Genomic DNA, 24,056 nt, shown 5'->3' with positions numbered 1-24,056 from the left:
GCGGACTAAAGTCCGCTACTGAATATTTTATTTTTTCTGAAAATAATTATATAATAATCTGGAGTAATCTGTTCCGGTATTGATATTCATAAACTCTGCTGAAGAATTGGCAAAATCTTCTTCCAGATTTCTCTGTTTCTGTTTTTGAGCTTCCGCAAAAGTATATCTCCATCGTGCGCTCGATGTATTTACCCAAATCTGCTTTCCTGTTTCTGCGTCGTTTAAAAGTGCGTAGCCTACATCCGGAATATCATTATCTTTTTCGTCATAAATTCTCATTCCCAAAAGCTGATGCTTTTTAGAAGCCACTCTCAGAATTTTAGAATCATAATCATCTTCAAAATCCGAAAGTAAAAACACGAGTGATTTTCTTTTGAAAATCCCCATCATGTATTCTAAAGCCTTATCGATTTTTGAAACTGCAGGAATATAATCCGCAGTCAAAATTTGGCTGATCATCGACAAAATATGTTTTCTTCCTTTTTGTGGCGGAATCACTTTATACACTTTATCTGCAAATAAAATCAAGCCTACTTTATCATTATTTCCAGCTGCCGAAAAACCTAAACTTGCCGCAATTTCTGCGACATATTCTCTTTTAAGCTGAGTTTTCGTTCCGTAATCCATTGATGCGGAAATATCAACCAAAAGCATCATCGTCAGTTCACGCTCCTCCTCCATTACTTTTACAAATGGTTCACGAAAACGTGCGGTTTTGTTCCAGTCGATTCTTCGGATTTCGTCTCCAAACTGATAAGGACGAACTTCGGCAAACGTCATTCCCTGCCCTTTAAAAGCACTGTGATATTGCCCCATCAAAGTAGCCTCCGTTTTCCTTCTGGTACGGATTTCTATTTGCTTTACCTTTTTTACAATATCTTTTATCTGCATTGAAATAAAATTTGAGATTCAATATTCAAAATTCAGATTCTATGAAAATTTTGAATTTTAAACCTTGAATATAGAATTAATTAGGGAGCTTGTATTTTCGCTAAAATTCTATTCACGATTTCCTCCGACGTAATTTCTTCTGCTTCCGCTTCGAATGTTAGTCCGATTCTGTGTCGTAAAACGTCCTGTGCTAAAGCTTTTACATCTTCAGGAATTACAAAAGCTCTGCCTTTCAAAAATGCATATGCTCTCGAAGCAATTGCCAAATTGATAGATGCTCTTGGTGAAGCTCCGAAGCTGATATAATTTTTCAGTTCAGAAAGTCCGTATTTTTCAGGATAACGGGTTGCAAAAACCATATCCAGAATATATTTTTCAATCTTTTCATCCAAATAAATCTGATTGACCAGAGATTTTGCCTCCATAATATTTTGCAGAGAAATCACCGGTTTAATTTCCGGCTGATGTGATGTAGAAACCATCCTCATCACTTTTCTTTCATCTTCAAATTCAGGATAATCGATTTTACATTTCAGCATAAAACGGTCGCTTTGCGCTTCCGGTAAAAGATAAGTTCCTTCCTGATCAATCGGGTTTTGAGTCGCTAAAACTAAAAATGGTTTTGGTAATGGCATTGTTTCGTCTCCAATCGTCACCTGTTTTTCCTGCATTACCTCAAGAAGAGCTGACTGCACTTTTGCCGGAGCACGGTTGATCTCATCTGCCAAGACGAAATTCGCAAAAACAGGACCTCTTTTTATGGAAAAATCATTTTCTCTTATGTTGTAAATCATTGTTCCTACAACATCTGCAGGAAGTAAATCGGGTGTAAATTGAATCCTTGAAAAATCGCCATGAACAGCTTCTGCCAAAGTCTTTATTGCTAAGGTTTTAGCCAATCCCGGAACACCCTCTAAAAGAACGTGCCCATTTCCTAAAAGCCCTATCAAAAGACGGTCTATCATGTATTGCTGACCAATGATAGCTTTATTGATTTCCTGCCTCAGAAGATTAAAAAAGAAATTTTGCTCTTTCACTTTCTCCGTCAGCTGACGGATGTCTTCTGCTTGATATGAATCTGACATTCTTTTAAATTAAATTAATGGGTAAATTTCTGATAAATCCACGCATTAATCAACATAATACATGCCATATTTGAGTTAAAGTTTGTTAAATATTCTGATTAATTTTTTAAGTAATCAAGAGACATTTTTCTAAATCATTATCACTGAAACCTTTAATTTCATAAAAATCTATAAATTTTCGTTGATTGAATCGATCAAGAATTGTCATTTTCAGTTTATTAAACTATTTTTGAAGATTAAAATATTGCAAAATGAATTATCATTTTCAAGCTCACCGACAAGTAAGAAAAAACCTTTTAGATATTCTCCAAAACACTTCTCACGAAGATCTTTTGCTGATTCCGGATGGTTTTAATAATAATATTTACTGGAATATTGCACATACCGTTGCCACACAGCAATTGCTGCATTATTACCTGAGCGGAAATCCTTTCAGAATTGATAAATATTGGATTGAAACCTACAAAAAAGGAACTTTACCCAATCTGAACGTACAAAAATCTGAGGTGGAAGATCTGGAGTTCTTGCTGACTGAAACTTCAAAAACTTTAATGAAAGATTTCGACAGTGATTTCTTTTCAGATTACACGCCATACACAACAAGTTTCGGGATGGATCTGAAAAGTATTCAGGATGCAATTATTTTCAACAATATGCACGAAAGCCTGCATTATGGTTACACCATCGCGCAGAAACGTGCAATTTTAGGAGAAAAGTATTAAAAGAGCCAAGGCAAAAGTAAAAAGAGCCAAGTAAAAACAAATTTGAATAATTAGCTTTATTCATTAAAAAAATAAAAAATAATATTTTGGAAGATTTTCAACATAGAAACTCAAAATCTGAATTCAGAAATTCAGAACCTAATAAAAAAGATGATTTCATTTTCGGATTGCGTCCCGTGTTAGAAGCTATTGAAGCTGGAAAAACAATTGACAAAATTTTTGTGCAAAATGCATTGCAAGGAGAAATTTATGCCGAACTGAAAGCTATTTTAGCGAAACATAAAATCCGTCCCAACTACGTTCCGGTAGAAAAACTTAACCGTTTTACAAGAAAAAACCACCAAGGTGTCGTTGCTTTTATCTCTGATGTTCCTTTTCACAGAGTAGAAGATATTATTCCTGAATTATTCGAACAGGGAAAAACGCCTTTCATTCTAATTCTGGACAGATTAACGGATGTGAGAAACTTCGGAGCAATTTGCAGAACTGCAGAATGTGTAGGAATTGATGCCGTTGTAATCCCTGAAAAAGGCGGAGCACCGGTAAATTCAGACGCTATTAAAACTTCAGCCGGAGCGATGTACAATATTAAGATCTGTAAAGAACCTAATCTTGCTCATGTTGTTGACTTTTTACAGCAAAGTGGAATTTCTGTATTTTCAGCAACAGAAAAGGCGCAGAAATTGATATATGATGTCGATTTCACAGAACCTTGTGCGATTGTAATGGGTAATGAAGAAACCGGAATTTCTAAAGAAGTTCTGCATCATTCAGACGAAAAAATAAAACTTCCGATCGAAGGGAAAACCCAGTCTCTAAATGTTTCAGTGGCTTGTGGAGCAATTTTGTACGAGGCGATGAGACAGAAACTGGTGAAAATTTAATTATTAAAATGACTTTGCTAATAAGCATATCCTAAACTAAGAAAATTTATTATGAAAAATATAGCAGCTTTAGCGCTTATCTCAATAGCAGTTGTTTCATGTAAAAAAGAAACAGCAACCATCACCAAAGTAGATCCAAAAACCGGGAAAACAATAACCGTAGAAGTTCCTGCAGATTCTGTAAAAGAAGTAAAAGCAGATGCGGCGATTAAAGATTCTTTAGGATTTTTCAAACAAACTTTCAAGCTTGAAAAAGGAAAAACTTATCCTTTGACAACCTATCAGAGAGATACAAAAACAATGACCGATCCGCAAGGACAAACCATGAACGGAACCAGCGAATCTACCGATGAAATGAGCTTTACGGTAAACGACATCAAGGGTAACATTTACGATATGACCATCAATCTTATCGGAAAAAGAAATTCTCAGTCAGCTCAGGGTAAAACCATTGTTGTTGATACTAAACTGCCAATTCCGAAAGAAGATGATCTTAAGATGCTTTGGAATGTCAACAAAGCACTTACAGGAAACAAGCTGAATATGAAGATGGATAACAAAGGAAATGTGATTTCTATTACAGGTTTTGATGCAGTGTACACAAAAATTTCCAATGCTCTTAAAAATATCGTGAAAGATGCCAATCAAAGAGAAAGTGTGGTTGCGAGTTTAAAAGAAAGCTTCAATGAAAAGGTTTTGAAAGATCAGTTTGAAAAAAACCTTTCTATCCTTCCGAAAAAAGGAGCTAAAATCGGTGACAAATGGAGCACTTCTGAAAATGCCGATGCAAACGGAAAAATAAAAGTTACTTCAAATTATACTTTAAAAAGCGCAGGAAACGGAATTGTAGAAATTTCAATTGCCGGAGGAATTCCGAAAAAAGAAGAGAAAAAATCGCAAGGTGCAATGACGCACAGCATGAGCAGCGAATTGTCTCAAAACGGAACCATCAAGTTTGATCAAAACACAGGCTGGATCAACAATCAGAACATCAGTGTAAAAACAACGCAGGTAGAAACAATTTCAGACGGAAAACAATCTCAGTCGATGAAGAGCGTTTCCAATTCTTCTGTAATGGTGAATCCTTCGTCTAAATAAGTTGGAGAGTTTGAGGGTTTTAGAGTTGCAGAATTTGAGTAAAAATGAGAAATTCTAAAAACCTCGAATCTTGAACTTTGAATATTAAATAAAAAGTAATATGTCTTTTATCAAAGGGATTTTTGAGATTGTTCTTGCTACGATTATTATCTTTTTTGTCTGGAATATTTTAAAAAGAATTTTCTTCAAGAAGTTCTATAATTTCATGGGATTGAAACCAAATAGCAATCAACAGCAGGAAAACAAAAACTCAAAATCAAGTATTGAGAAAAAAGTAAAATGGGACGCAGAAACTGTGGACTATGAAGAGGTGAAAGAGAAAAAATAATCTTTAAAAGTTTTAAAATTTATGTTTAAAACATTAAGACTGTTGAGTTTTAGAGGATATTAAGTATTAAACTTAATTTGCCATCGGCAAACCTTATAAACCTTATAAAATTCTTAATGGTAAATTAAAGTAATTCAGAACTTTTAAACCTAATGAAAATTTAAAAATCTACTTAATAACCAAGATGGCAAAAAACAAAAGCTTAATATACATTGCAGTTTCACTGATTGCATTTTTAGTTTTAGCATTTTTATATTCTACTCCTGTTTTTACGGGAAAACAGCTTTTCCAACATGACATTGTACAATATCGTGGGGGTGCAAAAGAGTTGATTGATTACAGGGAAAATTTTGATAAAGAAACCTACTGGAGCGACTCTATGTTTGGCGGAATGCCAACTTACCAAATGGGAAGCCGCTTTGAAGGTGATATTATTAAAAAATTAGACAGCTATCTGAATATTTTGCCTAGGCCGGTTAATTATCTCTTTTTACTGTTTTCAGGATTTTTTCTTCTGGGAATGGTTGCCGTACGAAACTGGAAGTATGCGCTTTTAGGAGCCACATTTTTCGGACTTTCCACGTATTTCTATATTATTATTGCGGCAGGACACAACGGAAAAGTAAATACCATTGAATATTTTGCGCCACTTTTAGCCGGAATTTTATTGGTTTACATTCGTAAAAAATATGTTATTGGTTTTATTGTCACCACCCTTTTCTTCGGATTACAGGTCGCGGCAAATCACCCGCAAATGACCTATTATTTGTTCTTAGGACTTGGATTTTTATTTATATCTGAATTAGTAAGAGCGATTAAAAAGAAAGTTCCGATGAAACATTTCTTGATTTCATCAGGAATTATTGCGGGAGCTTTAATCATCGGAGTTGGGATGAATTCACAGCGAATTATGGCAAATTCCGAGTACATTAAAGAGACTGTAAGAGGAAAACAAGTTTTGACAAATGACAGTCACAAAGCCGGAAATTCAGGGATGGATAAAGAAAGTATCTTGATGTGGAGTTATGGAAAACTGGAAACTTTAAACCTTTTCATTCCTAGATTAATGGGTGGCGGAAGTCAGGAACCGGAAGGCGCTGCAATGATGGAGAAAGTTCAGCAAATGGTTCAGGATAACGTCACTTCTCAGGCAGAAATGGACAGAATTTCCAAAGGATTCGGAAGCTTGACTTATTGGGGAGATCAGCCGGGAACTTCAGGACCCGCTTATCAAGGTGCAATTGTTTGTTTCTTAGCACTTTTAGGATTCTTTTTTGCTCCAAAAAAATACCGTTACTGGATTTTAGGAGCAACCATTCTTACAATTTTATTGGCATGGGGAAGCAACTTCATGTTCTTATCCGATTTGTTTATTGATTTTGTTCCGTTCTACAGCAAATTCAGAGCGCCGTCTTCAATTTTGGTTGTCGTGGAATTGTTATTCCCATTAATCGCAATTATCGGATTGTACAGATTCTTCAAAAGTGAAAATCTTGATGCAGAATACAAAAAGAAAATCCTTACGTATGTTGGTGGTGGAACTTTAGGCTTAACATTAATTCTAATTCTTTTCGGAAAATCAATTTTAGGCTTTGCTACAGAAAACGAAAAATTATATTTACCGCCTTTCCTTCTTGATTATTTGGTAGATGAACGTTTTAATATGTTCAGAACAGATGCAATCAAAGCATTACTTTATGTAGGAATTACCGTAGCTGTTTTATTCTTTGCTTTAAAGGAAAAATTAAACCAAAACATTGCCTTAATTATCATTGGTGCCGTAAGTTTATTTGATCTCTGGTCAGTTAACAGGCGTTATTTGAATGATGACAATTATGTAGATAAAATCTTTGCTGAAAACCCATTCCAAACTGAAGGTTCAGATTATCTGGCTGAAAAAGTAGGTGATAATGCCAACTTACAGTCTATTTTAGCAAGTATTCCGGTAAACAAAACATTGGAAACTATTGCTGAGAAAGACCAGAAGCATTACAGAATTTACAATCAGGTTTTAGGAACAACCAGCGAAACCAATACGTCTTACTTTAAGTCGTCAATCGGAGGTTATCATGCCGTAAAATTGAGAAGATACGACGATTTACTAAACGAATATATCGTACAACCAGACAGTGTAAAAACGCCGAAAATTTTAAATTTACTCAACACAAAATACATGATTTTCGGAAATCCGGGAGAGCCCCAAGTTGTTCCGAATCCGAATGCAAACGGAAATGCATGGTTTGTAAGTGATCTTAAATTTGTAAACACTCCGAATGAAGAAATCAAATCGATCGGGGAAATCGACAGTAAAAAAACGGCAGTTATCAATGCTTCTGATAAATCTTATTTCGACAATAAGCAGGTTCAGGCAGATTCAACAGCGACAATCAATCTGACAAAATATGAAGCCAATGAGCTGGAGTTTAGATCTCAGTCGAAAGCTCCGCAATTAGCTGTTTTCTCAGAAATTTATTATCCTCATGGCTGGAAAGTTTTTGTTGACGAAAAAGAAGTTCCATATATTAAAGCTGATTATCTGCTTCGCGCAGTACATGTTCCTGCAGGAAATCACAACATCAAAATGATTTTCGAGCCGGAAGTTATCGAAAAAGGAAAATGGATTTCTCTTATTTGCTTCGGATTGTTCATTGTATTGAGTGCTTTTGGGATTTACTGGTTGAATAAAAAGAAAAAAGAGGCTACCCTTGTTGAAAAAGCCGTTTAAGATTTTGTCATTCTGAACGTAGCAAAGGGGAGTGAAGAATCTCATTAAAAATTTAAGCAATGAAAACTTTGGGAACTCATAATTATTACGTTTATATTTTAACAAATAAAATAAAAACGGTTTTATATACTGGAGTCACCAATGATTTAAAAAACAGATTATATTAGCATCAAAATCCTGAAGTAATTGATAAGAATTTCACTACAAAATATAAATGTTTTTATTTAGTTTATTTTGAACAATTTATTGATGTAGAAACTGCTATTAAAAGAGAAAAACAAATAGAAGGTTGGACAAGAATTAAAAAAGAAAATCTTATTGGTGAATTTAATCCAAATTGGAGTTTTTTAAATGACGAAATTAAAAAGATTCTTCATTACGCTTTGCTCTATTCAGAATGACAGCCTTGAAAATACATGGAAAATAAAAAAATCCTTATCATTACCTATTATTGGCCACCTGCAGGAGGGCCGGGAGTTCAGCGATGGCTGAAATTCGCAAAATACCTTCCTGAATTTGGCTGGAAACCTATTATTTACACTCCAGAAAACCCCAGTTATCCTTTATTGGATGAAAGTCTGATGAAAGATGTTCCAAAAGATTTAGAAATTATCCGAACAAAAATTTGGGAACCTTATCAACTTGCTGAAAAGCTGAATAAAAGCAATAAAAAATTCAAAGCAGGGCAATTTGATGTGGGAAAAAATCAAAGCTGGAAATCTAGGCTTTCAATTTGGGTAAGAGGAAATTTTTTCATTCCGGACGCCCGAGTTTTTTGGGTAAAGCCTTCTACAAAGTTTTTAGAAAAATATTTAAAGGAAAATAAGATTGAAACCATTATAACTTCAGGACCGCCTCATTCGATGCATCTGATTGGTTTAAATTTAAAAAAAGCAATGCCCACTCTGAAATGGATTGCCGATTTCCGTGATCCGTGGACAGAAATTTCTTATTATAAGCATTTAAAACTAACGAACCGATCCGATAAAAAACACCGTTTTCTGGAAAGTGAAATCTTCAAAAATGCTGATATTACTTTGGCGACAAGTTATACCGATGCAGAAAATTTCCGTAAAAACGGCGCCAATGCCTTTTGCATTACCAATGGGTTCGACGAATCAGACTCAAACTCTCAAACCCTTAAACTCTCAAACTCTCAACCAAAATTCACGTTGAGCTACATCGGCGTTTTGGAACAGTTGAGAAACCCAGAAAACCTTTGGAAAGCATTAGATAATTTAGTTAAAACTCATTCAGATTTTGCTGAAAATTTCAGCCTGAAGTTTGTTGGACGAATTGATGATAAAATTTTAGAAACGATTGAAAATTCAAGTTTAAAAAATCATATCCTGAATCTTGGTTACGTTTCTCATGACAAAGCGGTCGATGAAATGTCGAAATCTTCGCTGCTTTTGATTACCAATTTCCCAAACGATTCGTCAAAAGGGATTATTCCGGGGAAAATATTCGAATATTTGGCAACCGGAAAACAGATTATTTCATTTGGCCCGGAAAAAGCAGATGTTTCGAAAATTCTTGATGAAACAAAAGCTGGAAAACATTTCGGCTATCGTGATTCACAAGAAATTGAAGATTTCATTTTAGAAAAATTTGCACTGTGGAAAAATGGAAACCTTTCAGAAAACACCGAAAATATAGAACAGTTTTCTAGAAAAAATTTAACCAAACAACTTTCCGAAATCTTATAAAATTATTCCCCATCTGCAACAGAAGGGGAATTTTAATTTATATCGTCCATTCATCATTAATCACAGCAACCACATAATATTTTCCTTCAAATTCTTCAAAGACAAAACGAAGCACATTCCAATCCATTCCGCCATTTTTCTCTGAACCGGAAATATAATTTTCTGTGAAATCTGTATTCGGATAGACTTCTTTTAAATTATTTAAAGAATTTCCGCCGCCGAGGAATTTATTGAATGCATATTCGGATTTTGTAAAATCTTTCTTAAAAATCCAGTCTTTAAAATACTGTTGAATGGTAGCCTTATAAATTTCACCGGAACCATCTCTTGAACCCCATGTAAAAACGGTTTTTGCGGGAAAATACTTTTCGAAATCAGCTTTTGAAAAATGCTTGTCTTCATTGCGATTAACAAAAGCATACATTGAAAACCTGACACCCTTCTGTGGATGAATGTAATTCGCAAAAACATCATAATAACCAACTTTTATAGCTTGTAAAAGTTCATCATTGGTCTTTTTTAATGCAACTTCTTTCGAGAAAGCTTCCTGCTCGGTATCGGTTCTTTCGTTTGACCTTTTCAGGTTATCTGTAGAAATTGCAGGTTCTTTATCTACTTTCTTTTCACATGATAAAACTGCTAAAAGTAAGAATGCCAAAAAAGTTTTTTTCATTTCAAAATTTTTGAAAAAAGTTCAAAAGCGATGCCACATTGAGTTGGAGAGTTTGAGTTTTTTTGACGTCAATAGAGTTTAAATATAAAAATGATTGATTTTCACATATTACTTTAAACCGATTACTTAAAGCATTTTTGTATTTTTGATAGATGAAAATTCTTGATCTTCTGATTATCGGAGCAGGACCAATCGGTCTCAACTGTGCGCTCGAAGCCAATAAAAACAACCTCAATTATTTAATTATCGAAAAAGGAACAATTGTCAATTCACTCTTCAATTATCCTTTGTATATGAAGTTTTTTTCAACCGCAGATAAACTTGAAATTGATGAAATTCCTTTTATTTCTGCTGCAAAACCCGGAAGACAGGAAGCTCTGGAATATTATCAGGGAATCGCAAGACAGAAAAATTTGAATATCAATCTTTATGAAAAAGTTTTAAAAGTTTCTAAAAACAATGAGATTTTCGAAATTGAAACTTCAAAAGCAAAATATTACTCAAAAAACGTCATCATCTCAACCGGATTTTATGATATTCCGAATCTGATGAACATTCCCGGAGAAAATCTGGAGAAAGTTAAACATTATTACACTGAACCTTATCCTTATGCTAGACAGAAAATCGTTGTTATCGGCTCAAGTAATTCCTCAGTTGATGCTGCCTTAGAAACGTATCGAAAGGGTGCAGAAGTCACGATGATAATCCGTAATTCTGAGATTTCGCCAAACGTAAAATATTGGGTAAAACCTGATATTGAAAACCGAATTGCAGAAGGAAGTATTACAGCTCATTTTAATTCTGAACTGATTGAAATTAAAGAAAATTCTGTCATTTTTAAAGATAGAAACGGAAAAATCAATGAAATTGAAAATGATTTTGTTCTCGCAATGACCGGCTATCTTCCCGATTTTGACTTCCTCAAAAATTCAGGAATTGAATTGCAGGGCGATTGTTTAAATCCTTTTTACAACACTGAAACTATGGAAACCAATGTTCCGAATTTATATTTGGCAGGCGTAGTTTGTGGCGGAAAAGACACCCATCTTTGGTTTATTGAAAACTCCAGAATTCATGCGGAAATAATTGTTCAACATATTCTTTCGAAATGATTAAGTAATTTCTCGCAGATTATGCAGATTTCGCAGATTTTACAGTCTAAAAATCTGTTTTATCGACTAAATCTGCGTAAGCCAAAACTAAAAATCAACCTTCATTCCCAAGACAAAATTTCTTTTTGCTGCGGGATTGTAATAACGGTTTCCGAAAGCATTAGTGTCAAAACCCAAAACATAATTTTCATTATATAAATTCTGAATCTGCAGATATAAATTGACTCTCGTTTTTTCAAAATCTACAGGAAATCTAAACTGAATATTTCCGATTAAATTTGGTTCTGACCAAACGGAATTGGCATCATTCAAAGGTATTTTTGAAGTATAAAAATGAGAATAATCAATATTCAATTTTTTGAAAAAAGTGAAATTTAATAAACTGTTGATTGTCGTTCCTGGAACTCCCGTTAAATCATTCCCTGAGAAATCATTTTCATTTTGCTGATAATTTTTAAACTTAAAATCATAAAAGCTTCCTGAAAATCTGAATTTAAATTGGCTGAAAAAGTCATTCTTTAAATTGAAACTTTTAGATTCCAAGAGAATTTCAAAACCTTTTTGAGCGGTTTCACCTGAATTGACAAAATATTCTTGTCCGGCTTCATTCTGTCGTCTTACAATCGCATCTTTCATTCGAAAATCAAAATAACTTCCTTCTAAGAAAAGAAAATTTCCAAATTGTTTTCTAATACCTATTTCTTTATTCCAGCCATACTCCGGATTTAGATTTTGATTAAATTCCTGCGTTGAAGAACGGATTTCTTCATTAGTGGGAGCAGAATTTCCTTTACCAATTTTTCCTCTCGCCGAAAAGCCATTTCCTAAAAGATAAGTCACTCCGAAATTTGGAAGCCATTGATTTTTAAAATGAATTTTCCCATTTTCAGTTCGTGGGAAAATCCTTTCCCAATCATATGAATTTGAGTTTAAGCTAATGGAAATATCGGTAAATAGCTTTTCATTAAAATTCATTTTCTGAGAAAGAAAGTAAAATCCTGATGTATTTTTTAGTTTGTCAAAATTTTGCGGATTTCCTTCAATTCCTTTGTTATTATCATAATTTTTAATCAGAATATCATTCATTCCGCCTTCAAAACCCAATCGGTAGGCTAAAGAAATTTTCTCCCAGTTTTTTTCATAATTAAAATGGGTTCTTAAAGCGAAATTGTTTTCAAAACGATTTTCAAAATTGGTAATAAACGGATTTTCAAAATCAACATACGAACCCTGAACCAAAATAAAATGCGAAAGATTGGGATTGAACCGATATTCATTTGAAAGTCCGGCTAAAATCATTTTATTTCGAATTCCTGCATTTTGTTCTTTTGCCCCGGGAACAGTTGCTGTTCCTGGCCTTGCCTGTTTTCCGTTGAAGTTCATTTGCTCTAAAGTTAATCCGCCCGGAGTTTGATAATCGAGGTCTGAATACATCAACATGGCTTTCAATAATCCTTTTTGAGAATATTGGAAATTGTCTTTCAGGAAAATCTGTTTTCGCTGCACTTTAGATTGTTCACGATAAGAATCTGTCTGGTAATAATTCTGAAAAACTTCAAAAAAATGTTTCCCCATCTGTTTTGAAAAATCTATACTCTGATTGAAAGTTCCGTAACTTCCGACAGAAATATTGGCTGATAAATTTTCAGAAGATTTTGTTTTCAAAAGTACTGTTCCGCCTGTCGCTGCACCGTAATCACCGCTTTCCGGGCCTTTGTAAATTTCTATTCTGTCGATCAACTCAGGAGAAATCACATTGAAATAGGTATTTCCAGAAGCATCCGATAAAATAAAATCATCAAGATAAACTTTCACATTGCGAACGCCAAAAGGTGATCTTAACGTGCTTCCACGAAGCGAAATCCTGTAGCTTCCCGGTGAGCGTTCTTCCATTCTTGCTCCTGCAATCTGATTGATCGATTCGAGCATTCTTTCAGGTGTATTTTGATTGAGTAAATTCTCAGAAACAACGGAAACCGACTTTGTGGAATTAATAAATGCCGTCGGCTTTTTGTAAGCATCAATTCTTACTTCTGAAATTAATGTTGCGGAATCTTTTTTTTGAGCTAACAAAAAAGCAGCAGAAAAAAGAGGAAGAATAATGTAGATTTTTTTCATTGCGAAAAGCTATGCAAAAACTGTACTGTTTAAGGCTCAAATTTAAAGTTGTGGTAGAAAAAACATTGTCAAAGTTTTGAACTTTGACAAGGCTGATATTTTCTGTTGACAAACTTAATTTTGTATTTCACGCTAAAAACCACGTGAGGGATACGGCGGGCGGCGACAAAGGAGCCGGTGCGAGTGAGGAACGAACGAGTACGGAAGCGAAGCGAACCCCAAAGCAGCCCGACCCGAAGTTTTGCGACGGAAAAAACCTCATAGATTTCTAAAATCTATGAGGTTTAGCCTGGGAAAACGTAGGGACACGCCCAAATTAAAAAATTACTCTTCAGAATTTTTATTGCCAATCATCCAAGGAACAATGTAATAAAAAGCAACAGCCGTGATTCCGAGAAGGATTCCCGTACCAATCCAGAGAATTGTAAAGCCAAAATTCTCGGCAATGAAAGTTCCCAAAGATGGTGTAATGATGAATGAAAGCGAAAATGCGATTCCTAAAAGTCCCATATAAGCCCCTTTATTGTGCGTTCCTGAACGAAGTGAAGTAATGGTCGCCATAAACGGAAGAGCCCAGATTTCTCCTAAACTTAAAATGGATATTGACACCACTAAAAGCCAGATTGAAGTATCTGCAGCCAACATTCCGAAAGAAACGGCACAGAAAAGAGTACCTAAAAACATTGTGGTTTTCAGCTTTAAATATTTTTCTGCAATCTGAACCATGATCATTTCCATAACTACAACGATAACCCCGCTGAATCCTAAGATATACCCGATGGTCTGAGCCGAAAGGTCGGCTTCCTGCTTGTAGAAAATCGTCAATGTATTCAGCAACTGGAAAAAGCATACGGAAAACATAAAACATGCAGCCGCAAAAAGAATGAATTGGGTGTCTTTATAAGGAGAAATTGCTTTTGGATCAGCCGTTTTATTGATCTTATCTTTATTTCGATAACTTCTGTTTCTAAAAAAGAAAACATACGTTAATCCCGCCAATAAAGCCCCGATTGCGTTGGAGTAAAAGAGAAAATCATAAGAAATCGCCGCTAAAATTCCGCCTAAAGCCGGACCTACAGAAAACCCAAGATTGACTGCCATTCGGTTTAGAGAGAATGCTCTGGTTACATTTCCCGGTTTTGCATATTTTGAAACCGCCACAGAATTCGCAGGTCGAAAAGCTTCACTGATCGAACTTTGAATAAAAATAATTGCAGCCAAACCCACTTCTGTATGAAAAAGCGGGATTAAGCAAAACATGGGAACACTGAGAAAAAGACTTAAGCTCTGAACCTTAAACTCTCCTATTTTATCGGTGATCATTCCGCCAAACCATGAACCTACTACGGAACCGATTCCGAAGAAACTTAAAACGATTCCGGCACTTTTGAGGTCGAAATTCAAATGATCTGTCATGTAAACTCCAAGAAACGGTAAAACCATCGACCCCGACCGGTTGATGAGCATTACCAAAGCGAGCATCCAGCTTTCCGCTGAAAGTCCTTTGAATGAGTTGATGTATATCTTTAAAAATTTCACAATTTTGATTTTTTAATTTAATTATTATTTAATAGGATTGCATCCTATCCTTTAGAAGGTCGTCCCTTCGGGACTCTTTTAAACACAGATTGCAGTAATTTTTTCACAAATAATACCATTCATATTTGTAGACTTTGTGATGACTATTTGTGCTATTAGTGTTTAAATAAAAAACAGGACTTAAAAAATTAAGCCCTGTTTCATTTATATGGTATAAATAATTTTTACTCCGGCTTATAAGAGTCTTTTAAAGTCACAGTTCTATTGAACACAAAATTTGTATCTGTAGAATCCTGATCCTTTGTGAAATAGCCAATTCTCTGGAATTGAAGAGGTTCTCCAACTGCCACATCCTTTAAGCTAGGCTCACCAAATCCTTGAATGACATTGACTGATTCCGGATTGATGAAATTCAAGAAATCTACATCTTTCTCGGCATCAGGCTGTTCAACAGTGAATAATTTTTCGTAATTTCTTACTTCTACAGGAATCGCATGTTTTGCAGAAACCCAGTGAATCGTTCCTTTTACTTTTCTTAAACTTTCTTCAGTTCCGCTTCCTGACTTAGATTTTTCGTCGTAAGATGCATAAATAGTCGTGATTTCTCCATTTTCATCCTTCTCAACTCTTTCACCTTTAATGATGTAAGCAGATTTCAGACGAACTTCTCCTCCTAATCTCAATCTAAAGAACTTGTTTCCAGCTTCTTCCTTGAAATCTTCACGCTCAATATATAATTCTCTTGAGAACGGAATTTCTCTCGTTCCTGCATTTTCCTGTTCGTTATTATTTTCGGTTGTTAACCATTCTTCTTGTCCTTCAGGATAGTTTTCAATGACTAATTTAATAGGATCAACAACCGCCATTACACGTTTTGCAACCTTATTCAGATCTTCACGAACACAGAAATCCAATAGCTGAATTTCAATTAAATTTTCTCTTTTCGCAACTCCTACTTTATCAATAAAATTTCTGATAGCGTTGGCTGTAAAGCCTTTTCTCCTCATTCCTGAAATTGTAGGCATTCTTGGATCATCCCAACCGTTCACCACATTTTCAGCAATCAGCCTTTGTAGTTTTCTTTTGGAGGTGATCATGTAAGAAACGTTCATCCTTGCAAATTCTCTCTGCTTATTTTTCACCTTTCCTTCCTCATACACTTGATCTAAATACCAATTGTACAGCGGTCTGTGGTTTTCAAACTCCAAAGAACATAGTGAGTGAGAAATTTGTTCGATATAATCAGATTCACCGTGAGCCCAGTCGTACATCGGATAAATTTTCCAAGCTGTACCTGTTCTGTGATGAGGCTTATTCAAAATTCTGTACATCACAGGGTCACGCATATTCATGTTTGGCGAAAGCATGTCGATTTTTGCACGCAGAGACATTGAACCACTTTCGAATTCACCGTTTTTCATTCTTTCGAATAAGTCTAAAGACTCTTCAACAGGACGGTTTCTAAAAGGAGATTCTATTCCCGGCTCTGCAGGATTTTTTCTTTGTTCAGTAATCACTTCAGACGGCTGCTCATCTACATAAGCTTTTCCTTCTTTAATCAACTGAACTGCCCAATCGTAAAGCTGCTGGAAGTAATCGGATGCGTACAAAACTTTATCCCATTTGAAACCTAACCATTCAACGTCTTTCATGATAGAATCTACGAATTCCTGTTCTTCTTTTTCAGGGTTCGTATCGTCGAAACGAAGGTTTACGGGAGCATTGTATTTTTCACCCAAACCGAAGTTGATGCAGATCGCTTTTGTATGACCTACATGCAGATAACCATTTGGTTCAGGCGGAAAACGGAAACGGATCTGATCTCTTTTCAAACCGTTTGCCAAATCATCTTCGATAATTTGCTCAATAAAATTGAGTGATTTTTTTTCTTCTTCCATTAAAAATTCGCTTTAATATGCCGCACTTACGACAATTTGCAAATTTAGGAAAATTTAAAATTCTATGAAAATAATAATTTAAGACTAAATTCACATATTATTGAATTTTTTTTCAGAAATTTACATTCAGAAAAAACAGATATAATAACATCATGAAGAAGATAAAAAGACAGCTTTTGAATATCATTGAATCTATAAAAAAAGCCATTTTCATTGACGGTGTAATTTAATATCAGCCTTTATAAAAAAGTTTTTCGCCATTAAGCTCTAAACAGCTTTTAAAATTATTAGTAAATAAACTTCCTGTTCCTAAACCTTGGGGCATCTGATTTTTTTTTGTAAAGGTATATTGAGCGATTGCATTCAAACCGATATTACTTTCCAATGCTGAAGTAATCCACCAACCAATATCTTGCTGCTCAACTAGAGATATCCACTCGTCAGATCCCGAAAAGCCACCTACTAATGCTGGTTTCAAAATAATGTATTGAGGTTTTATAACTTCTAACAACTCTTTCTTCTTATTAAAATTAATGATTCCAATGAGTTCTTCATCCAGAGCAATCGGCGTTGGAGTTTCAGCGCACAATTCTGCCATGTCATTCCAGTTCCCCGCTTTAATCGGTTGTTCAATTGAATGAATATGTAGATCAGCTAATTGCTGTAAGACAATTTTGGCTTCGTCTTTCGTAAAACCTCCGTTTGCATCTACACGAAGTTCCAACTGATCTTTTGTAAATTTTTGTCTTAATTTCTGAAGAATTTCATGCTCTGATATCCAATCGACACCGATTTTTAGTTTAATGCAATGGAATCCTTGTTCAAGCTTTTCCTGAATCTGTTCTTCCATAAAACCAATATCACCCATCCAGATCAAACCATTGATCGTGATAGGCGTGTTACCTTCAGTGAATTCACTTGGAAAATAAAGGTTGTCACCATTTTTTAAATTTAAAAGAGCCTGTTCGTAGCCAAACCAAATTGACGGAAATTCTTCTAATTCTTGTTTTAAAAATTCAGAATCACTGCTGATATTTTCGCAAAGCCATTTTAATTTTTCTTCATAATCGGGTCTGTCATCAAAACTCAATCCTCTGAAAACAGCACACTCTCCCACTCCTTTTTTATCATCCTGAAAAATCTCAAGAATAAAAGTCTCTTTTTCAAGCAAAACGCCGCGAGATGTTCCACTCGGGCGTTTGAATTCTAATAAATATTGAAAATATTTTGCTGTCATTTATTTTACGCTGTCAATTCGCATAAATTCTTCTGCTTTTTCAACCATATCAATACTTCCGCAGAAAAATGGAATTCTTTGATGCAGTTCTGTCGGTTCAACTTCCAGAATTCTTCTGAAACCGTCTGTTGCTTTTCCACCCGCCTGTTCAGCCAAAAATGCCATTGGATTACACTCATACAATAATCTCAGTTTTCCGTTTGGAGCCTGTGAATAAGATGGATAAATGTAAATTCCGCCTTTCAGCATATTTCTGTGGAAATCGGCAACCAATGAACCGATGTATCTCGAAGTATAAGGACGGTCGCCTTCTTCCATCTGACAATATTTCAGATAATTCTTTACACCTTGAGGAAATTTGATATAATTTCCTTCATTGATTGAATAAATTTTACCTGTTTTTGGGAAAGTCATATTAGGATGAGAAAGATAGTATGTTCCTAATGAAGGATCGAGCGTAAATCCGTTTACGCCATTTCCTGTCGTGTAAACGATCATTGTAGAAGAACCATAGATCACATAACCTGCCGCAATCTGGTTGATTCCTTTCTGTAAAAAATCTTCCAACTGAACAGGAGTTCCTGGCTCAGTAACTCTTCTGTAGATTGAGAAAATTGTTCCCACAGAAACATTTACGTCAATATTCGAAGAACCATCAAGCGGATCAATCAAAACAACATATTTACTTAGATGTCCGTTTTCACCACATTTAATATCAATAAAATCGTCATTCTCTTCAGAAGCAATTCCGCAGACAACTTCTCTTTGCGATAAAGCAGTGATAAAAATATCATTAGCAATAACATCCAGTTTCTGCTGTTCTTCACCCTGAATATTCTGGTTTCCTGCAGCACCCGTAATATCTACAATTCCTGCTTTATTTACTTCTCTGTTTACCACTTTTGAAGCTAATCTTATTGCGCTCAGAAGACGTGAAAATTCTCCTGTGGAATATTGGAAATCTTCCTGTTTATCAATAAGAAATTCTCCTAAAGTTTGTAATGACTGATCTGACATATTTTTCTTTTTACACTTTTCCCAAATTTCGTAAAATTTATCCTATTTTTAAAATAAATCTCAATTCAGACATTAACAACTGTAAATCAATCAAATACAACTATAAACAAATTCTTCAAATATAAAATTTGATGTTTAGAAAAAACCAAATCATTGCAGTAAATACACTATTTGGAGACAAATTTTGATTTTAATAAAATCTTAAGGACATCATTCTCGCAGTCTATTTCATATCTCGGTGTAAATTTATAATTTTGACATCTTAAAATTTCGACAACGCAATTTATCTAACAATTTTATTTTTAATACTTTAATGAAAATCTTTAAGTTTGGTGGGGCTTCTGTGAAAGATGCCGAAAGTGTAAAAAATGTTTCTATGGTACTTCAAAGCCAGGGTTTTGAGAAATGCCTGCTTGTAATTTCAGCAATGGGTAAAACGACCAATGCGCTGGAAAAAGTAGTAGAAATGTACTTTAAGAAAGATAACTATCAAACTGAAATTGAAGAGATAAAACAGAAACACATCGAAATAGCTAAGGGGCTTTTCTCGGAAGATCATGCAGTTTTTGCAGAAATCAATCTGTTTTTTGATGATATCGATTCATTTTTAAGAAGAAACAAATCTCCGAACTACAACTTTGTTTACGACCAGGTTGTAAGCTGTGGTGAAATGATTTCGACTAAAATCGTTAGTGAATATTTGAATGATATTCAGTTTACTAACCAATGGCTCGATGCAAGAGACTATGTAAAAACGGATAACTCTTACAGGGATGGAGTTGTAGACTGGGCAAGAACAGCAGAATTTATTTCAAATTTAAATAAAGAAATCTGCTACGTTACGCAGGGTTTTATCGGTTCTGATGAAAATAATTTCACCGTAACTTTAGGAAGAGAGGGGTCAGATTATTCAGCTGCAATTTTTGCGTATTGTCTAAATGCAGACGCAATGACGATATGGAAAGACGTTCCCGGCGTAATGACGGGAGATCCAAGAAAATTTGAAGATGTAAGTCTTCTTTCTAATATTTCTTATGAAGAAGCAATTGAAATGGCTTATTACGGAGCGAGTGTCATTCACCCAAAAACGTTACAACCGCTTCAGCAAAAAAACATTCCTTTTTATGTGAAATCTTTCATAGATCCCTCAAAAGCGGGAACCAAGGTTGGAATTTCAGATAAAAACCAAAGTGAAGAATCTTATATTTTAAAAGAAAACCAAACTTTATTAAAAATCTCAACAAGAGACTTCTCATTTATTGCAGAAGACCACATGAGTTTAATTTTCAATAATTTAGCTAAATATAAAATTAAAGTATCTTTAATGCAAAACTCAGCAATCTCGCTGGAATTATGTCTGGAAGATAAATTTAATAAAGTGGATGAGTTGAATGACGAACTTCAAAAGGTTTTCAAGACTGATGTTATAAAAAATGTATCTTTATTTACGGTAAGGAATGCAAAGATGGAAAACATCGACAAATTTTACCAGGGAAAAAGTGTATTATTGGAGCAAATTGCAAAAAATACACTGCAAATGGTAACACATTAAAACTAATTTCGACTAAAAACACATGAGCTTAATCTCGAAAAACGATTTAATTAAAGCTTCCGGCTTACATAAGATAGGTTTTCTAAAAAACCCTGTCGCTTCTGCTGTGATGAGCATTGCAAAAATAAATGAAGTCAACAGACTTTATGATAAACTAAAAGATAAGGAAGGTAAAGACTTTTTCGATTCATTTGTAAGAGAGCGCAACTTAAGCTATGTTGCTTTTGAAGAAGATTTGGCAAAAATTCCGAAAACGGGGCCGTTTATTTTGGTTTCAAATCATCCTCTTGGAGCGATCGACGGAATTCTGATGTGTAAAATTCTGTCGGAAGTCCGTCCGGATTTTAAGGTGATGGGAAACTTTCTTTTAGAGAAAATAAAACCAATGGAACCTTATGTAATCCCTGTAAATCCTTTTGAAGGGAGAAAGGAAATCAGAAACAGCTCAACCGGAATGCGTGAAACTTTAAAGCATCTCGAAAATGGTGGCTGTGTCGGAATTTTCCCGGCAGGTGAAGTTTCCAATAAAAATAATCCGTACAGTGAGATTTTAGATAAAGAGTGGGAAAAACCAGCTTTGAAGCTGATAAAAATGGCTAAAGTTCCGGTGGTCCCAATGTATTTTCACGCTAAAAACAGTACTTTATTTTATCAGGTTGCAAAAATTCACCCCAATTTGCAGACGTTGATGCTTCCTGCAGAAATGATGAATGACAGGGAAAAACCAATCAGAATCAGAATTGGCCGCCCAATCACAGTAAAAGTGATGGACGAAATGGAAAATATCGAAGAACTGGGAGAATTTCTTAAACGTAAGGTTTACATGATGAAATCTTACTACGAAAAAAGAAAATCTCTGGCTCAGGCTATAAATCTGAAAAATCTATATGTAAAATTCCCCTTATTACGGGAAGAAAATATTGTTCAGAACATTATTGATGAAACGCCGAAAGAAGATATACTGAAAGACATCAGTAAAATAAGAGGAACCGACAGGATGCTTTTCAGCAACGGTAATTATGAAATTTATTTTACGCCTTACGAAGAAATACCTTCGGTAATGAGGGAAATCGGAAGACAAAGGGAGCTCACTTTCCGTGCAGTTGGTGAAGGAAGCAATCTTCCGTTTGACCTTGACGAATACGACAAACATTATCATCACTTATTTTTGTGGGACAACGCCGCCGAAAAATTGGCAGGAGCTTACAGAATGGCTTTGGGTAAAGATGTCATGAAGAAATTCGGAATCAAAGGGTTTTACACCAGTTCTTTATTTGAGTTTGAACAGGATATCCATCCGTTTTTCAAAAAGGTAATTGAAATGGGAAGAGCTTATATCTGTGAAGAATATCAGCAGAAGCCACTTCCTTTATTCCTTTTATGGAGAGGAATTGTACACGTCTGCCTGAGAAATCCGGATCATAAATTTTTGATGGGCGGTGTAAGTATTTCCAATAAATTTTCTGAATTTTCCAAATCATTGATGATCGAATTCATGCGATCAAATTATTACGACTCAGCTGTTGCTCAATATATTACTCCAAGAAATGATTACAAAGTAAAGCTGAGAGATCGCGATAAAAATCTGTTCATGAATGAAATGGAATCTGATTTAAATAAATTAGACAAAATCATCGATGATCTTGAACCGGAACTGAGAATGCCTGTTTTAATTAAAAAATACATTAAACAAAATGCGAAAGTAATAGCATTCAATGTTGATCCTAATTTCAATGATGCGATTGATGGCTTAATGTACATCAGAATAAGTGATCTTCCGGAAAGCACCATAAAGCCTGTTTTGGAAGAAATGAGCGAACAAATAAGAAAAGAGCAGGAAAATAATCAGACTGAAAATCAGTAAGTTTTTATTTAATTCAAAAAAACTTCGATTAATATTTGCTTCATATACCAAAACTTCCTACTTTTGCATCACTTTAAAACAACGAAGTAAAAGAATGGTTTCTTAGCTCAGTTGGTAGAGCAATGGATTGAAAATCCATGTGTCCCTGGTTCGATTCCTGGAGAAACCACAAAACCGCCTTTCATTAGGCGGTTTTCTTTTCAAAAGTTGATAAAAGCACAAACCAAAAGGTTTCTTAGCTCAGTTGGTAGAGCAATGGATTGAAAATCCATGTGTCCCTGGTTCGATTCCTGGAGAAACCACAAAACCACTCTTTTTTCAAGGGTGGTTTTTTGTTTTTCAATCTTTTAAAGCATTTCATCATTTATTTACAATCAAAAATAAGTATCTTCGTTTTTTTAAAATTTTATTCATCATGAAAAAATTGATCTCCGGATTATTTATTTTTCTCAGCATACTCATTTTAGCCCAAGAGGAAGGTATTCAATTTGATCAAAGTGCTTTTAAGGATCTTTTAGCAAAAGCAAAAAAAGAAAAAAAACTTATTTTCATTGATGCTTACGCAGTTTGGTGCGGTCCGTGTAAGATGATGGACAAAAATGTTTTCACCCAAAAATCGGTAGGAGATTATTTCAACAAAAACTTTGTGAGTTCCCGAATCGACATGGAAAAAGGTGAAGGAAGAGAGATTGCTCAAAAATTTTCGGTGCGCTCCTATCCTACTTTTCTTTTTCTAAATGGTGACGGAGAATTGGTTTCTCAAAATTACGGTTATATGGAACCAAGCCTTTTTCTTTCTATGGCACAAGATGTAAATGCTGTAAATTCTAAAGAAGGTTCATCTAAAGAAAGATTTGCCAAAGGTGAAAAAAGCCCAGAATTTTTAAAAAACATCATGAAACTTCATTCAAACTCGGATTATGAGTTTGCCAAACAAGCTTCAGAAAGATATTTTGGAAATAAACCTAAAGATGAAGAACTTACAAAAGATGATGCCGGATTTTTATTTTATTTTCTTAAATCTTCGGAAGATCCGAACTATAAAACTTTTGTAGCCAGAAAAGCTGAGATTATTAAATTCTTACCCGAAGAAAATTATAATGAATTCAACAGTCAGTTAATTTTGGGAAAAGTTGTTCAGGAATCTATTGACGAAAAGAACAAAAAAATCAACGATGCCTATTTCTTGAAAACCGCCGAACCTTTAGTTGGAAAAGAAGCAGCAATTTTAAAATTAAACCAAACAAAGCTCGCGTACTATGAGCAAAATGCTAATTTTGCCGAGTACGAAAAAGCAGCGTTGGAATATTATAAAAATGCCGATTCTTTTGAACCTAATGAACTTCTAAAAGCAGCCTGGATTTTTTCTGACAACATCAAAAACCCATCTTCATTGAAGAAAGCCGCAGAATGGGCAGAAAAATCTGTGATGCGTGGAGAAACCTCTGAAAACACTTATATTCTGGCTAAAATTTATTTCAATTTGGGAAGCAAAGATTTAGCAAAGAATTTTGCAGAACAATCTAAGAATATAGCTGCACAATCAGGTAAAGATGCAAGCTTGGCTCAAACATTATTAAACCAAATTAAATAAAACTTACGAT

At 34.8% G+C, this 24,056-nt stretch carries 19 protein-coding genes and 2 tRNA genes; 13 read left to right on the top strand and 8 right to left on the bottom strand.

Annotated features, from left to right (window positions below; all coding sequences use genetic code 11):
• Positions 1–27: 27 nt before the first annotated feature.
• Positions 28–891, bottom strand: a complete 864-nt coding sequence (locus BM371_RS11055) for a DUF58 domain-containing protein (RefSeq protein ID WP_034674235.1) — start codon at positions 889–891, stop codon at positions 28–30.
• Between the two features lie 80 nt (positions 892–971).
• Positions 972–1,976, bottom strand: coding sequence for an AAA family ATPase (locus tag BM371_RS11050; protein ID WP_034674234.1), 1,005 nt, complete (start codon positions 1,974–1,976; stop codon positions 972–974).
• A gap of 251 nt (positions 1,977–2,227) precedes the next feature.
• Between BM371_RS11050 and BM371_RS11045 the strand changes: the two genes are divergently transcribed.
• From BM371_RS11045 to BM371_RS11015, 7 genes are all read left to right on the top strand, one after another.
• Entirely contained in the window at positions 2,228–2,698 is a 471-nt protein-coding gene (locus BM371_RS11045) for a DinB family protein (protein ID WP_034674232.1), read from the top strand.
• A gap of 86 nt (positions 2,699–2,784) precedes the next feature.
• The gene (gene rlmB, locus BM371_RS11040) at positions 2,785–3,582 is read left to right on the top strand and encodes a 23S rRNA (guanosine(2251)-2'-O)-methyltransferase RlmB (protein ID WP_051882625.1); all 798 of its coding nucleotides are present in this window, start codon (positions 2,785–2,787) and stop codon (positions 3,580–3,582) included.
• Positions 3,583–3,633: 51 nt separating this feature from the next.
• Entirely contained in the window at positions 3,634–4,680 is a 1,047-nt protein-coding gene (locus BM371_RS11035) for a DUF6263 family protein (protein WP_081874529.1), read from the top strand.
• A 100-nt stretch (positions 4,681–4,780) separates the two neighbouring features.
• Positions 4,781–5,008, top strand: a complete 228-nt coding sequence (locus BM371_RS11030) for a hypothetical protein (RefSeq protein WP_034674228.1) — start codon at positions 4,781–4,783, stop codon at positions 5,006–5,008.
• 184 nt (positions 5,009–5,192) lie between these two features.
• Entirely contained in the window at positions 5,193–7,733 is a 2,541-nt protein-coding gene (locus tag BM371_RS11025) for a YfhO family protein (protein WP_034674225.1), read from the top strand.
• A gap of 59 nt (positions 7,734–7,792) precedes the next feature.
• On the top strand, positions 7,793–7,900 hold the full coding sequence (locus BM371_RS20935) for a GIY-YIG nuclease family protein (protein WP_316931463.1): 108 nt from the start codon (positions 7,793–7,795) through the stop codon (positions 7,898–7,900).
• A 249-nt stretch (positions 7,901–8,149) separates the two neighbouring features.
• The gene (locus BM371_RS11015; RefSeq protein WP_034674224.1) at positions 8,150–9,442 is read left to right on the top strand and encodes a glycosyltransferase family protein; all 1,293 of its coding nucleotides are present in this window, start codon (positions 8,150–8,152) and stop codon (positions 9,440–9,442) included.
• Between the two features lie 37 nt (positions 9,443–9,479).
• On the opposite strand, the gene BM371_RS11010 is transcribed toward BM371_RS11015, so the two are convergent.
• Positions 9,480–10,115, bottom strand: a complete 636-nt coding sequence (locus BM371_RS11010; protein WP_034674222.1) for a hypothetical protein — start codon at positions 10,113–10,115, stop codon at positions 9,480–9,482.
• Positions 10,116–10,267: 152 nt separating this feature from the next.
• Between BM371_RS11010 and BM371_RS11005 the strand changes: the two genes are divergently transcribed.
• A complete protein-coding gene (locus BM371_RS11005; RefSeq protein WP_034674219.1) occupies positions 10,268–11,227 on the top strand; it encodes a YpdA family putative bacillithiol disulfide reductase in 960 nt (319 codons plus the stop codon).
• 87 nt (positions 11,228–11,314) lie between these two features.
• On the opposite strand, the gene BM371_RS11000 is transcribed toward BM371_RS11005, so the two are convergent.
• From BM371_RS11000 to fbp, 5 genes are all read right to left on the bottom strand, one after another.
• Positions 11,315–13,345 carry a TonB-dependent receptor gene (locus BM371_RS11000; RefSeq protein ID WP_034674217.1) on the bottom strand — a complete coding sequence of 677 codons (2,031 nt, stop codon included), beginning with the start codon at positions 13,343–13,345 and terminating at the stop codon, positions 11,315–11,317.
• Between the two features lie 324 nt (positions 13,346–13,669).
• Positions 13,670–14,887: an MFS transporter gene (locus BM371_RS10990; RefSeq protein WP_034674212.1), complete on the bottom strand. Its 1,218-nt coding sequence runs from the start codon at positions 14,885–14,887 to the stop codon at positions 13,670–13,672.
• 221 nt (positions 14,888–15,108) lie between these two features.
• On the bottom strand, positions 15,109–16,782 hold the full coding sequence (locus BM371_RS10985; protein ID WP_034674210.1) for a glutamine--tRNA ligase/YqeY domain fusion protein: 1,674 nt from the start codon (positions 16,780–16,782) through the stop codon (positions 15,109–15,111).
• A 232-nt stretch (positions 16,783–17,014) separates the two neighbouring features.
• Positions 17,015–18,019: an o-succinylbenzoate synthase gene (locus BM371_RS10980; protein ID WP_034674208.1), complete on the bottom strand. Its 1,005-nt coding sequence runs from the start codon at positions 18,017–18,019 to the stop codon at positions 17,015–17,017.
• Positions 18,020–19,036: a class 1 fructose-bisphosphatase gene (gene fbp / locus BM371_RS10975; protein WP_034674206.1), complete on the bottom strand. Its 1,017-nt coding sequence runs from the start codon at positions 19,034–19,036 to the stop codon at positions 18,020–18,022.
• Between the two features lie 313 nt (positions 19,037–19,349).
• Between fbp and BM371_RS10970 the strand changes: the two genes are divergently transcribed.
• The 5 genes from BM371_RS10970 (at position 19,350) to BM371_RS10950 (ending at position 24,046) form a co-directional block, all read left to right on the top strand.
• Entirely contained in the window at positions 19,350–20,588 is a 1,239-nt protein-coding gene (locus BM371_RS10970) for an aspartate kinase (protein ID WP_034674204.1), read from the top strand.
• A 22-nt stretch (positions 20,589–20,610) separates the two neighbouring features.
• On the top strand, positions 20,611–22,452 hold the full coding sequence (locus tag BM371_RS10965; protein WP_034674202.1) for a lysophospholipid acyltransferase family protein: 1,842 nt from the start codon (positions 20,611–20,613) through the stop codon (positions 22,450–22,452).
• A 96-nt stretch (positions 22,453–22,548) separates the two neighbouring features.
• Positions 22,549–22,621: transfer RNA gene (locus BM371_RS10960), tRNA-Phe, on the top strand.
• A 60-nt stretch (positions 22,622–22,681) separates the two neighbouring features.
• Positions 22,682–22,754 (top strand) — tRNA-Phe (locus BM371_RS10955).
• 113 nt (positions 22,755–22,867) lie between these two features.
• Entirely contained in the window at positions 22,868–24,046 is a 1,179-nt protein-coding gene (locus tag BM371_RS10950; protein WP_034674201.1) for a thioredoxin family protein, read from the top strand.
• Positions 24,047–24,056: the final 10 nt, after the last annotated feature.

Source organism: Chryseobacterium formosense (assembly GCF_900116415.1).
Lineage (GTDB): Bacteria > Bacteroidota > Bacteroidia > Flavobacteriales > Weeksellaceae > Chryseobacterium > Chryseobacterium formosense.
This window is presented reverse-complemented; position numbering and strand designations above follow the sequence as displayed.

Excerpts from the sequence above, each read along its gene's own strand:
- BM371_RS11055 (WP_034674235.1), bottom strand. The coding sequence starts at position 891 with ATGCAGATAAAAGATATTGTAAAAAAGGTAAAGCAAATAGAAATCCGT.
- BM371_RS11050 (WP_034674234.1), bottom strand. The coding sequence starts at position 1,976 with ATGTCAGATTCATATCAAGCAGAAGACATCCGTCAGCTGACGGAGAAA.
- BM371_RS11045 (WP_034674232.1), top strand. The coding sequence starts at position 2,228 with ATGAATTATCATTTTCAAGCTCACCGACAAGTAAGAAAAAACCTTTTA.
- BM371_RS11035 (WP_081874529.1), top strand. The coding sequence starts at position 3,634 with ATGAAAAATATAGCAGCTTTAGCGCTTATCTCAATAGCAGTTGTTTCA.
- BM371_RS11030 (WP_034674228.1), top strand. The coding sequence starts at position 4,781 with ATGTCTTTTATCAAAGGGATTTTTGAGATTGTTCTTGCTACGATTATT.
- BM371_RS11025 (WP_034674225.1), top strand. The coding sequence starts at position 5,193 with ATGGCAAAAAACAAAAGCTTAATATACATTGCAGTTTCACTGATTGCA.
- BM371_RS20935 (WP_316931463.1), top strand. The coding sequence starts at position 7,793 with ATGAAAACTTTGGGAACTCATAATTATTACGTTTATATTTTAACAAAT.
- BM371_RS11015 (WP_034674224.1), top strand. The coding sequence starts at position 8,150 with ATGGAAAATAAAAAAATCCTTATCATTACCTATTATTGGCCACCTGCA.
- BM371_RS11010 (WP_034674222.1), bottom strand. The coding sequence starts at position 10,115 with ATGAAAAAAACTTTTTTGGCATTCTTACTTTTAGCAGTTTTATCATGT.
- BM371_RS11005 (WP_034674219.1), top strand. The coding sequence starts at position 10,268 with ATGAAAATTCTTGATCTTCTGATTATCGGAGCAGGACCAATCGGTCTC.
- BM371_RS11000 (WP_034674217.1), bottom strand. The coding sequence starts at position 13,345 with ATGAAAAAAATCTACATTATTCTTCCTCTTTTTTCTGCTGCTTTTTTG.
- BM371_RS10985 (WP_034674210.1), bottom strand. The coding sequence starts at position 16,782 with ATGGAAGAAGAAAAAAAATCACTCAATTTTATTGAGCAAATTATCGAA.
- BM371_RS10980 (WP_034674208.1), bottom strand. The coding sequence starts at position 18,019 with ATGACAGCAAAATATTTTCAATATTTATTAGAATTCAAACGCCCGAGT.
- fbp (WP_034674206.1), bottom strand. The coding sequence starts at position 19,036 with ATGTCAGATCAGTCATTACAAACTTTAGGAGAATTTCTTATTGATAAA.
- BM371_RS10970 (WP_034674204.1), top strand. The coding sequence starts at position 19,350 with ATGAAAATCTTTAAGTTTGGTGGGGCTTCTGTGAAAGATGCCGAAAGT.
- BM371_RS10965 (WP_034674202.1), top strand. The coding sequence starts at position 20,611 with ATGAGCTTAATCTCGAAAAACGATTTAATTAAAGCTTCCGGCTTACAT.
- BM371_RS10950 (WP_034674201.1), top strand. The coding sequence starts at position 22,868 with ATGAAAAAATTGATCTCCGGATTATTTATTTTTCTCAGCATACTCATT.